Source organism: Streptomyces sp. YS-3 (genome assembly GCF_045257485.1).
Lineage (GTDB): Bacteria > Actinomycetota > Actinomycetes > Streptomycetales > Streptomycetaceae > Streptomyces.
The window spans coordinates 1-10196 of sequence record NZ_JBJHPC010000247.1 but is presented as its reverse complement, the minus strand read 5'-3'; the positions used below and the strand labels follow the sequence as shown (position 1 = coordinate 10196).

The 10196-nt window shown below is 72.0% G+C and carries 11 protein-coding genes; 5 read left to right on the top strand and 6 right to left on the bottom strand.

Annotation, left to right across the window (positions count from 1 at the left end; all coding sequences use genetic code 11):
- Window positions 1–970: RNA polymerase sigma factor (locus ACJA3G_RS20330; RefSeq protein ID WP_406554447.1), on the bottom strand; the 970-nt coding region annotated here is incomplete at its 3' end.
- A gap of 257 nt (window positions 971–1227) precedes the next feature.
- On the opposite strand from ACJA3G_RS20330, the gene ACJA3G_RS20325 reads away from it, so the two are divergent.
- Window positions 1228–1521, top strand: a complete 294-nt coding sequence (locus ACJA3G_RS20325) for a DUF3303 family protein (protein WP_406554446.1) — start codon at window positions 1228–1230, stop codon at window positions 1519–1521.
- Between the two features lie 40 nt (window positions 1522–1561).
- On the opposite strand, the gene ACJA3G_RS20320 is transcribed toward ACJA3G_RS20325, so the two are convergent.
- Window positions 1562–2539: a trypsin-like serine peptidase gene (locus ACJA3G_RS20320; RefSeq protein ID WP_406554445.1), complete on the bottom strand. Its 978-nt coding sequence runs from the start codon at window positions 2537–2539 to the stop codon at window positions 1562–1564.
- Window positions 2540–2633: 94 nt separating this feature from the next.
- Complete coding sequence (locus ACJA3G_RS20315) at window positions 2634–3389, bottom strand: tyrosine-protein phosphatase (protein WP_406554444.1); 756 nt, start codon at window positions 3387–3389, stop codon at window positions 2634–2636.
- Between the two features lie 110 nt (window positions 3390–3499).
- Between ACJA3G_RS20315 and ACJA3G_RS20310 the strand changes: the two genes are divergently transcribed.
- Entirely contained in the window at window positions 3500–4483 is a 984-nt protein-coding gene (locus tag ACJA3G_RS20310) for a hypothetical protein (protein ID WP_406554443.1), read from the top strand.
- A 43-nt stretch (window positions 4484–4526) separates the two neighbouring features.
- Here ACJA3G_RS20310 and ACJA3G_RS20305 read toward each other — a convergent pair whose 3' ends face one another.
- Window positions 4527–6011 (bottom strand): MFS transporter, encoded by a 1485-nt coding sequence (locus ACJA3G_RS20305; RefSeq protein ID WP_406554442.1) that lies wholly within the window; start codon window positions 6009–6011, stop codon window positions 4527–4529.
- 230 nt (window positions 6012–6241) lie between these two features.
- Between ACJA3G_RS20305 and ACJA3G_RS20300 the strand changes: the two genes are divergently transcribed.
- Entirely contained in the window at window positions 6242–6955 is a 714-nt protein-coding gene (locus ACJA3G_RS20300) for a TetR/AcrR family transcriptional regulator (protein WP_406554441.1), read from the top strand.
- Between the two features lie 211 nt (window positions 6956–7166).
- The gene (locus ACJA3G_RS20295; protein WP_406554440.1) at window positions 7167–8279 is read left to right on the top strand and encodes a sugar ABC transporter substrate-binding protein; all 1113 of its coding nucleotides are present in this window, start codon (window positions 7167–7169) and stop codon (window positions 8277–8279) included.
- 73 nt (window positions 8280–8352) lie between these two features.
- Here the strand turns inward: ACJA3G_RS20295 and ACJA3G_RS20290 are convergent, their stop codons facing one another.
- Window positions 8353–8835, bottom strand: coding sequence for a MarR family winged helix-turn-helix transcriptional regulator (locus ACJA3G_RS20290; protein ID WP_406554439.1), 483 nt, complete (start codon window positions 8833–8835; stop codon window positions 8353–8355).
- A gap of 116 nt (window positions 8836–8951) precedes the next feature.
- Here ACJA3G_RS20290 and ACJA3G_RS20285 point away from each other — a divergent pair, with 116 nt between their 5' ends.
- The gene (locus tag ACJA3G_RS20285) at window positions 8952–9362 is read left to right on the top strand and encodes an organic hydroperoxide resistance protein (RefSeq protein ID WP_406554438.1); all 411 of its coding nucleotides are present in this window, start codon (window positions 8952–8954) and stop codon (window positions 9360–9362) included.
- A gap of 121 nt (window positions 9363–9483) precedes the next feature.
- Here the strand turns inward: ACJA3G_RS20285 and ACJA3G_RS20280 are convergent, their stop codons facing one another.
- A complete protein-coding gene (locus ACJA3G_RS20280) occupies window positions 9484–9885 on the bottom strand; it encodes a nuclear transport factor 2 family protein (RefSeq protein ID WP_406554437.1) in 402 nt (133 codons plus the stop codon).
- Window positions 9886–10196 lie beyond the last annotated feature (311 nt).

Sequence of the window (10196 nt, the reverse complement as noted above, 5' to 3'; positions counted from 1 at the left end):
GGGCGGGAGTGGCCCGTGGACTCGGGTCGGGCCACAGCAGTGCGGCCCCGATGGCGAGGACGACGGCGAGCGCCAGGGCGAGCGCGCCCTTGACCGCGTACGCACGCGYCTTCGCCGGGGTGGCCGGCCCGGTCCCGGCGCCGCCCGGCACCGGCGCGGTGGACGCGACCGGCGCCAGGCCGGCGTCGGGGACGAACCGGGCGGCCCCGTACAGCGGCACCAGCAGGGCGAGACCGGCGAGCAGCCCCTCGGCGGGCACCAGGCCCGCGCCCCTTCCGGAACAGGTCCGGCAGTCACGGGTGTGGCGGGCGATCCGCTTGCGCCACACCGGGGCGGGGCGGCCGTCCCACCCGGTGACGGTCCGGGCCAGCTCGTCGCAGAGCGGCCGGGCCGCGAGCGCCCGCACCACGACCCGGCCGGTCTCCAGCTGGGCCTTCATGCGCTGGACCCGGACGGCGGCGTGCTGGGGGGTGAGGGCCATCGCCTCGGCGAGTTCGGCGCGGGTGAGTTCACCGGCCGCCTCCTGCCACCACAGGGCGAGGAGTTCGCGGTCGCTCTCGTCGAGCCAGCGGGTCGCCTCGGCCACTTCGCGGCGCTGCCCGGACAGACCGAGGCGCAGGATGGTGAGGTCGACGAAGTCCGGTTCGGGGTCGGCCACCGCGGCCAGTTGCTCGGGGCCGGCCGGGGTCGTGTACTGCTGGGCCCGCCAGCGGTGGCGTATCTGGTTCATCGCTATGGCGATCAGCCAGGACCGGAAGCGGGACGGCTCGCGCAGCCCGTCGAGGCCTTCCAGGGCGTGGAACATGGTCTCCTGCACCACGTCGTCCACGTCGGCGTGGCCGTCCATGGCACGGCCGACCACGTTGTAGACGAGCGGGAGGTAGTCGGTGACCAGCCGCTCGCGCGCCCGGGCGTCGCCGGTGCGCGCGGCGCCCACCAGCTCCGGCATGGACGTGCTGTCCCTGTGCATCTGCTCCCTCACCCGCTGGCGTCGTCGTGCGCTCCCGTCGTTCGGAGACCCCTGGCGCGGACGGGGATAACAGGAACCGGGCCCTCATTTTGTACGACGCCCGGCTCCACCGGGATGCCCGCCTCCCTTCGCGCCGGTGTGCGGGATGTCCCGCGTTGTGATATCGCCGGTAAAGGGAGACGCTGGTGGTGTACGCGGCCGGGAGTCACCGGTGCGCCGCAAGCGAGCACCCACCCGGTCGGGAAGGGGTGAGTTTCGTGCGCATGCTGTTGATCGCCGAACTGGACACCGAGAAGGCGAACGAGGCCATCAGGAACGGCTCGCTCGGCAAGACGATGGAAGCCGCGCTGGAGGGAATCCGGCCCGAAGCCGCCTACTTCACGTCGCGCAACGGGTCTCGTACCGCCTTCATCGTGTTCGACATGGAGGACTCGTCGCAGATTCCCAAGACCGCCGAACCGTTCTTCCTGGAGATGGGCGCGAAGGTCGAGTTCGCTCCGGTCATGAACCAGGACGATCTGCGCAAGGGTTTGCAGGCACTGGCCCGCTGAACCCGTACGGCGGGCTCCCGCTCCCGGGTGGGGACGGTCCTCAGGACGCGGGACCCGCCGGTGGGGCGCCACTTACCGCCGCGCGGTACAGGGCCCGGGTGGCATCGCCGAAGTAGGCGCTGTAGGAGACCTGCGGGGTGTTGCCGCCGGTGTGGTAGCCGCCGATGACCCCGACCACGCCCCAGCCGTCCCACCCCGGCACCAGCATCGGGCCGCCGCTGGTCCCGCCCACGAACGCGTCGCAGGCGATGCGTTGGAAGGTGCCGGGGTCGGCGGGGTCGTCGCTGGCCCACCTGGTGGTGCGGCTCCAGCACTCCAGCGGTTTCTGCGCGTTGCCCGGATAGCCGATCATGCGTACCGGGAGGTGGTGGTAGCCGGTACCGGTGAGCAGCTGCACTCCGCCCACCGCGTCCTGGAGCCGGGTGCCGTCCTGGTTGGGCCCGGTGCGCGCGAAACCGAAGTCGTACGCGGCTCCGGCGTGCTCGCCCAGGTCGTAGTACTGCTGCGACACATAGACGCCGTCGGTCACCACGGGAAAGACACCGAACGGCTTGAGCCCGTCGTGGTATTGCGGCACGAACGCCAGCCGGCGCCGGGGCGCGGGACCGGCGTAGCCCTTCAGGCAGTGCCCGGCGCTCAGCACCAGGTCGCGGCCGGGGCTGCGGACCACCGAGCCGCTACAGGTGCGGCCGGTGCCGTTGGCGTCGGTCCAGAAGAACGTACCCGCCTGGGGGATGCCGTCGAAGCTCCGGCTGGGCGGGATGTGCTCGCCGGGCCGGGGCCCGTCCTCGGCGGGCGAGGCCGGTGGCTCGGCCCCGAAGCCCTTGGCCGCCTCGGCGGGCAGCGCGGACGCCATCCTCACCGGGCTCCAGTAGGCGTCGAGCGCGGCGGCCTCCGGGTTCCCCCGGGCCGGGCCGCCGGTGTCGTCGGCGGCGGCGGCCGGGGCGAGCCCCGCGCCGATCAGCAAGGCGGTCGCGAGCGCGGCGGTGTGCCGGATGATCCTGGTCCTACGCACCATCAGTTCCCCTCCGGGCGGACACACATGACGACCCACCATAGGCGCGGTGCGGTACGGGCAGAAGTGTCCCGCCGGCCGTCGACGGGCGCGCCGGTCACGGGGCGGCGACGGGCTCGTCCGCGCGTTCCAGCAGCCCGGCACGGAGGGAGTCGACCAACCGCTCGTCGGCGCCGAGCAGTTCGCGTGCGTATGTGTGCACCGACCCGTGGCGCTCCGTGAGGCCGGCGAGGAAGAGACGCATGATGTCGGCGGGGGCGCGGCCGTAGCCCGGCCAGGTGATCTCGCGGCCGGGGTTGGCATCCCGCCAGTCGGCGATCAGACGGTCGGTGGCGAGCCCGGTGAGGGTGAAGTCCTCGATCACGACGTCCTCGGGGACACCGAGCAGGATGAGCACGAGCGCGGCGAGCAGACCGGTGCGGTCCTTGCCCGAGGCGCAGTGGAAGACCAGCGGCCCGCTGTCGGGCGCGGCGATGACCCGCAGCGCCGCGCGCAGCTCCTCCACTCCGTCGTGGGCGACCTCCAGGAAGCGGTCGGCGAGGAACGGGCCGGTCTCCACATCCGCGCCGAGACTCGCCTGGTCGTACGGGCGGTGCTCGATGCTGAGGTTGTGGTACACCAGCGAAGTGTGCTCGGGGACACGGCCCTTGCCCGCGATCTCCCACGGGTAGCGCAGGTCGATGACCGTCCGCACACCGAGGCCCAGGAAGCGGTCCCAGTCCTCGCCCTGGAGTTTGCCCAGGGAGTCGGAGCGGTACAGCCGGCCCCAGCGCACGGCCGAGCCGTCCTCGGTGCGATAGCCGCCCAGGTCACGGAAGTTGTGCAGCCACTCGAACGCGAGGTGTCTGTTCACAGGGCGTACCCTACGGCCGTCGCGGCGGTCCCGGCCGTGGTGTGGATCACTCCGGGCGCCGCCGGGAACCGGGTGGTGGGGTGGCGCGCCGGGTTGAGATCCTTTCGACCATGGCCGAATGGGCAACCTTCGCCGTCGTTCCCGACAGCGGCGACCACGAGCGGTACGAGCTGTACGAGTCCCGATTCGGGGCGGCCGGGCTCGATCTCGACCTGCTGGCGGGCCCCGGCGTCGTGCTGCCGTTCCTGCGCTCCCACCCTCCGGCCCGCCACGGCTGGCGCGACGACGTGCACTGCGCGGGCGCGGTCCTGGTCGACCCGCACCGCCGGGTGCTGCTCGTCTTCGTCCGGGACGGGCCGACCACCTGTCTGCGCCACCGGGCCGCCGCCCTGGAGCTGCTGCGCCACGCCTGGCCGGGCTGGCAGGTGCGCTGGACCTACGACGGCCCGGCGGAGCTGCGCGCCTATCTGGGCCTGGACCCGGACGCGGTACGCGACCCGGGGCGCGAGGTGCGCGCGGGCGCGGCGCTGGCCCCGGGCGACCAGGAGTTGGCCGAGGACGATCCGCTCGCGACGGTGGTCACCGTGGGCACCGGCCGCTGCCATCTGCTCGCCGCCACCGGGGAGCATCCGGTGGCCGGGGGACCCGCTCTCCTCGAACGCCTCGCACCGGAGCCCGGCCACGACGGTTGCCGGCTCGCCGTGCTCTCCGGGCTGCATGTCGATCCGGTGCGCCGCCGGGTGGGCTGGTGGCTGCTCGGCGCTCAGGCCGGGGCCTACGGGATGGAGTCGCGCTGGCCGGGCTGGACGGTCGAGTTCTGGCAGGACCGGTGGCAGGAGCAGACACGGGCCGCGGGCGGCCTGTTCGTCCCTCCGCCGGTCGAGCGCCGCCAGGCCCTCGTCGACGTACGGGACGAGGCACGCGAGCACTGGGCGGGCCGGGGTGACGCGGCGTCGCGCCGCCCGGCGCGGGCCCTCGACCCGGGCCCCGTGTCCGGCGGCGCCTTTCTGCCGGACGTTCCGGCCGATCTGGCCCCCGCGGCCCTGCTCTCGGTCGACTCGGCCTGGCGGCGGGCCGTCAGCCAGGGGAGGTGAGGGGCGCGGCGCGGGCGGCGGTGTGCCGGTCCGCGCGCGGCGGTCAGGTCGGCTGGGTCCGGCTCTCGCGGGCACCGGCCCGTAGATCGCCGAGGGCGAGGAGCAGCGAGCCGAGCACGAAGGCGAGCGACACCAGCAGCCCGTGGTCGTACGCCGTGGCCCAGCCGTCGTCCGCCAGTCGCGCGAAGAAGACCGCGCCGACGGCGGCGATCCCGACTGCCGAGCCGACGCGCTGGCCGGTCTGGAGGGTGCCGCCCGCGCTGCCCGCCGAGCGGACCGGGACCCGGGAGAGCGCCAGGGTCTGGTTGGGGGCGATGACCAGACCGCTGCCCAGCCCCGCGAGCAGCAGCGGGCCCGTCATCGCCCACGCGGCCGACCTGCCCGGCGCCAGATGGACGGCGAGTGCGGTGGCCCCGAGCCCCGTGGCGACCATGACCAGGCCCACCGCGACCAGCCGGCGCCCGAAGCGTGTGACGAGGCGCCCGCCGATGGTGGCGGCGACACCGGAGCCCACCGCGAACGGAGTGATGGCCAGCCCCGCGAGCAGCGCGCTCAGATGCAGTCCGGCCTGGAGGTACAGGGCGCTGATGAAGAAGATCGAGGTGAACCCGCCGAAGTAGAGCAGGATCAGGGCGCACCCCAGCCAGTAGCCGCGCTCGTGGAAGAGGGCGAGGTCGACGACCGGGGACGCGCCGCGCGCGCTCTGGCGCCGCTCCCAGGCCACGAACGCCGTGAGCAGAGCGGCGGACAGGACCAGGAGCAGCCACTTCTCGGGGCCGTGCCACTGCTGCGCCTGTACGAACGGCAGGAGCAGCGCCAGGACTCCGGTGCCGAGCAGCAGCACACCGACCGGATCGAGCGAGCGCAGCGGGATGCGGCGGGCGGACGGGGTGTCGGGGAGGAGCCGCCGGGCCAGCACCAGACAGACGATCCCGAGGGGCACGTTGACGTAGAACACCCAGCGCCAGCCCTCCTGCGGGCCCGCCGCGTGGATGAGCAGGCCGCCGAGGAGCGGGCCCACGGCCGTGGACATACCGATGACGCTGCCGAGCATCCCGAAGGCACGGCCGCGTTCGGCGCCGGTGAACATCTGCTGGATGAGGGCCGAGATCTGCGGCGAGATCAGCCCCGCGGCCAAGCCCTGGAGGGCGCGGGCCGCCACCAGCCAGAGGCTGGACTGGGCCGCCCCGCAGGCCGCCGAGGCGAGCACGAACAGGGCGAGTCCCGTCATGAACACCACGCGCCGGCCCCGGGCGTCGCCGATCCGCCCGGCGGGGATGAGGAAGAGGCCGAAGGCGAGCGCGTACCCGGACAGGACCCACTGGAGGTCGGCCTCCGGCGCGTCCAGCGCCACCCGGACCGACGGCAGGGCCACATTGACGATCGACACGTCGAGCAGCGTCATGAACCCCGCCACCAGGCACACCGCGAGCGCCCGCCAGCGGCCCCGGTCGGACAGGGGCTCGGCGGCGGCCGTACCGGGCCGCCCCGGCCCGCCGTCACGACCGCCCTCGGAATGCGGAGCCACCAGCGGCCTCATTTCTCACGCGGTCGGTGCGGACCGGTACACATCGGTACGCATCCGCATGATGGCCCAGGAGACGCTTCGCCCGCGCCCTCCCGCGCCGGGACCACCCCGGTGACGACCCGTAGCCATTGCGAAGCGCACTCACGGGAGGATCATGGGGACAGGGAGCGACGCGAGGCACCGCGTCCGCCGCCGCGCCGCGTGCGACACCGGTGGGCGCAGGAGGACCCATGACCGCCGAGGTGAAGAGCCCCCGGGCCCGCTACCGGGAGCAGACCCGCGCCGAGATCAAGGCGGCGGCGCTGGACCAGCTGGCCGAGGGCGGCGCCCAGGCCGTGGCGCTGACCCGGATCGCCAAGGACATGGGGCTCTCCGGGCCCGCTCTCTACCGCTACTTCGACGGCCGTGACGAGCTGCTGGACGAGCTGATGCGGGACGCCTACGACGATCTGGCGCATGCCGTGACGCACGCCCGGGGGTTCGGTGCGAGCGATGCCCGTTCCGTGCTGCACACCCTCGCCGACGCCTTCCTCGACTGGGCCGCCGCGCAGCCGCACCGCTATCTGCTGATCCAGGGGACTCCGGTGCCGGGCCACACCGCCCCGCCGGAGACGCTGGAGCGCGCGCGGGCCGCGCTGGGCCCCTTCCTGACGGTCTTCGCCTCCGGTGACCCGAGCGAGGCGTTCCGCCCGACGGTCGAGGAGATGACCCTCTGGGTACGGGAGGACGCGTCGCTGGCCGCGTGGGTCGCGGAGCACACGGGGCTCTCCGCGTACGACGCGCGGGCCGGTACGGCGCTGGCGGGCGCGGTGCTCGCCTGGTCGCAACTGCACGGCACGGTCAGTCTCGCGGTGTCGGGCCAGTACGGCGGGATCGGCCCGAGGACCCGGACCCTGCTCCTGGCTCAGGCCGACGCGCTGGCGGACGCGTTCCGGCTGGCGTGACCCGGGTCGGGACGGGGGCGGCTCGGCGGGGACGCGAGGCCTTCGGCTCAACCTCCCGCCCGTGGCTCAGAGTTGTTGCTTCTTCGACTAATCAACGGAATGACTCATTGCGGTCTCGTTCACCCTCAACTCCTTGACGCCCCATGCGCCTCCCAGTTGACTTCCAGCCACCTCGGCCGCGAGGACGCGGCCATGTCAGGGAGGTCTCTCGATGAACACCCGTACGCGTCGCGCCGCCGTGTCCGTGACCGCCACCGCGATGGCCGTCTCTCTCGCCGCCTGCGGAAGCGCCAAGGAGTCCGGGGACACCGCCAAGGAGTCCGGGGCCAAGAAGGGCGGCGCCATAAAGATCGGCCTCCTGCTCCCGGAGAACCAGACCGCGCGGTACGAGAAGTTCGACAAGCCGCTCATCGAGAAGATGGTCAAGGACCTCACGGCGGGCAAGGGGCAGGTCGTCTACGCCAACGCCAAGCAGGACGCCACGATCCAGACGCAGCAGGTCGACACGATGATCACCAACAAGGTCGACGCGCTGATCGTGGACGCGGTGGACTCCAAGGCGATCGCGGGCGCGGTGAAGAAGGCCAAGGACCAGGGCATCCCGGTCGTCGCCTTCGACCGTCTGGCCGAGGGTCCGATCGACGCGTACACCTCGTTCGACAACGAGCAGGTCGGTCATGTGCAGGGCAAGGCCCTGGTCGACGCGCTGGGCGCGAAGGCCAAGGACGGCCAGATCGTGATGATGAACGGCGCGATCACCGACCCCAACGCCGCCCTGTTCAAGAAGGGCGCGCACGCCGAGCTCGACGGCAAGGTGAACATCGGCAAGGAGTACGACACCAAGGAGTGGAAGCCGGAGAACGCCAACGCCAACATGGAGGGCGCGATCTCGGCCCTGGGCAAGGACAAGATCATCGGTGTCTACTCCGCCAACGACGGCATGGCGGGCGGCATCATCACGGCCCTGAAGGCCGCCGGTCTCTCCAAGCTTCCCCCGGTCACCGGCCAGGACGCGGAACTCGCCGGCGTGCAGCGCATCGTCATGGGTGAGCAGTTCATGAGCGTCTACAAGCCGTACGTCCAGGAAGGCCCGGTAGCCGCCCAGATGGCCGTCGCCCTGGCCAAGGGTCAGCCGCTGACCATGATCACCAAGACCACGGTCGACTCCCCCACCAAGCAGGCCATCCCCTCTGTGATCATCCCGATCGCCTCCCTCACCAGAGCCAACATCAAGGAGACGGTCATCCGCGACGGGGTCTACTCGAAGTCCGAGATCTGCACGGCCAACGTCAAGGACGCCTGCGACGCGATCGGCCTGAAGTAGCCGCACCCTGCACGTGGAACAGCCGAGTTCGCCGTAGCCCCTGGTCCGCCGTGACCGCGGGGGCCCGGCGGCCTCAGTGCGCCTGGTCCAGCGAGTCCGTGATCCGCCCCAGGAGCTGCTGGAGGGAGAGCACCTCCTCGACCGAGAGGCCCGTCGCCGAGAGGATCTTCAGGGGGACGGGCAGGGCACGTTCCCGCAGGCCGGAGCCTTCCTCGGTGAGGCGGACGGTCACCGAGCGCTCGTCCTCGGCGCTGCGCTCACGGGTGACCAGGCCCGCCGTCTCCAGCCGCTTGAGAAGGGGCGAGAGCGTGCCGGAGTCGAGCCGCAGCCGTTCGCCGATGACCTTGACGGGCTGCGCGCCGTGCTCCCACAGCACCAGCATCGCCAGGTACTGCGGATAGGTCAGACCCAGATCCTTGAGCGCGTCCCGGTAGACGCCGCCGAAGGCGCGTGACGCGGCGTGCAGGGAGAAGCAGACCTGGTGGTCGAGGCGGAGCAGGTCGACGTCGGACGGCAGGGGCGGGTGCGACGCGGCGGGGGTCGACGAGGAGCTCATGTCACCAGAGTAGCTCGCCGGACGCCATTTAGTTGCGCGCAATTTAGTTGTGTGCAATTCTTTAGTGCAGAGGAGAGCGGCAGCCGCTCACCACCGGACGGAAGACGAGGCATCCCATGGACGCGCTGTACACCGCCGCCGCCACCGCCAACGGGCGCGAGGGCCGGGCCGTGAGCTCGGACGGCCGGCTCGACCTGCCGCTGGCCATGCCCCCGGCGCTGGGCGGGAACGGCGAGGGCACCAACCCCGAGCAGCTCTTCGCCGCCGGGTACGCGGCCTGCTTCGCCAGTGCCATGGGAGCCGTCGGCCGTGAGATGAAGCTCGACACCAAGGACGTCTCCGTCACCGCCGAGGTCTCCATAGGCAAGGACGACACCGGCTTCGGCCTCGCGGTCGTCATGCGCGTCGAGCTGCCGGACGAGCTCGGCGGCGAGACCGGGCGCCGGCTGGTGGAGGCGACCCACGCCTACTGCCCGTACTCCAAGGCGACGCGCGGCAACATCGAGGTCGAGCTCGTCATCGAGTAGCCGACAGTGAAGGGGCGGCGGTCATCCGCCGCCACCGGACGAGCCCGGGCCCGCGAGGACTTCCCTCGCGGGCCCGGGCTCTTCTCGTACGCCGTCCGGGCCCGTCCGCGGCCCCGGAAGGTCAGCCGGCGTTCGCCGCCTCCTCGCGGATGCGGTCGAACTGCGCCCCCATCGCCTCCGACAGTGCCTGAGCCCCCGACAGCGGGCGGACCATGACCGTGAAGTCGTCGATGAGACCGTCCTCGTCGAAGTGGAGGAAGTCGCAGCCGTTGACCTCCAGATCGCCGACCTTGGCCGTGAAGACCAGCGCCTGGTCGCGCCCGTCGGCGCCGACGATCTCCCGTACATAGCGGAAGTCGGTGAAGACCCGGCCCACACCCCGCAGGATCGCCGCGGTGATCGCCCTGCCCGGGTACGGCTTGAAGGCCACCGGACTGGTGAACACCACGTCCCGCGCGAGCAGTTCCTCGATCGCGGCATGGTCACCGGACTCGACGGCCTCACGGAAGGCACTCGTCGCCATCGGCCACCCCTTCTCCATACTCAATTTTTTTAATAGGTGCCGCCGACAGTAGCCATCGCCCGGCCTCCGGGTCCAGACCCCCGTCCGCCCCTTCACATCCACCAGGGTCACTTTCCGGCCACAACGGAACGTGACAGCCGGTTCACAGCTTGACGCGCGACGACCTGCGGCGCCCGAAATCCCTTGACCGGAAAGCCACTTCCCGCCCGGCCCCGAGTCMCAGCCCCTCGGATGCTTTCCGGTCATTCTGTTGACACCTCAATGACATGTACGCGCCCCTCCTGCAACGCTGTGCTCGCACGTGGCACCCG

What these genes read in the sequence shown, in the direction of transcription:
- ACJA3G_RS20310 (WP_406554443.1), top strand. Translation starts at nt 3,500, where the DNA reads ATGGCCGAATGGGCAACCTTCGCCGTCGTTCCCGACAGCGGCGACCAC.
- ACJA3G_RS20280 (WP_406554437.1), bottom strand. Translation starts at nt 9,885, where the DNA reads ATGGCGACGAGTGCCTTCCGTGAGGCCGTCGAGTCCGGTGACCATGCC.
- ACJA3G_RS20300 (WP_406554441.1), top strand. Translation starts at nt 6,242, where the DNA reads ATGACCGCCGAGGTGAAGAGCCCCCGGGCCCGCTACCGGGAGCAGACC.
- ACJA3G_RS20285 (WP_406554438.1), top strand. Translation starts at nt 8,952, where the DNA reads ATGGACGCGCTGTACACCGCCGCCGCCACCGCCAACGGGCGCGAGGGC.
- ACJA3G_RS20295 (WP_406554440.1), top strand. Translation starts at nt 7,167, where the DNA reads ATGAACACCCGTACGCGTCGCGCCGCCGTGTCCGTGACCGCCACCGCG.
- ACJA3G_RS20290 (WP_406554439.1), bottom strand. Translation starts at nt 8,835, where the DNA reads ATGAGCTCCTCGTCGACCCCCGCCGCGTCGCACCCGCCCCTGCCGTCC.
- ACJA3G_RS20320 (WP_406554445.1), bottom strand. Translation starts at nt 2,539, where the DNA reads ATGGTGCGTAGGACCAGGATCATCCGGCACACCGCCGCGCTCGCGACC.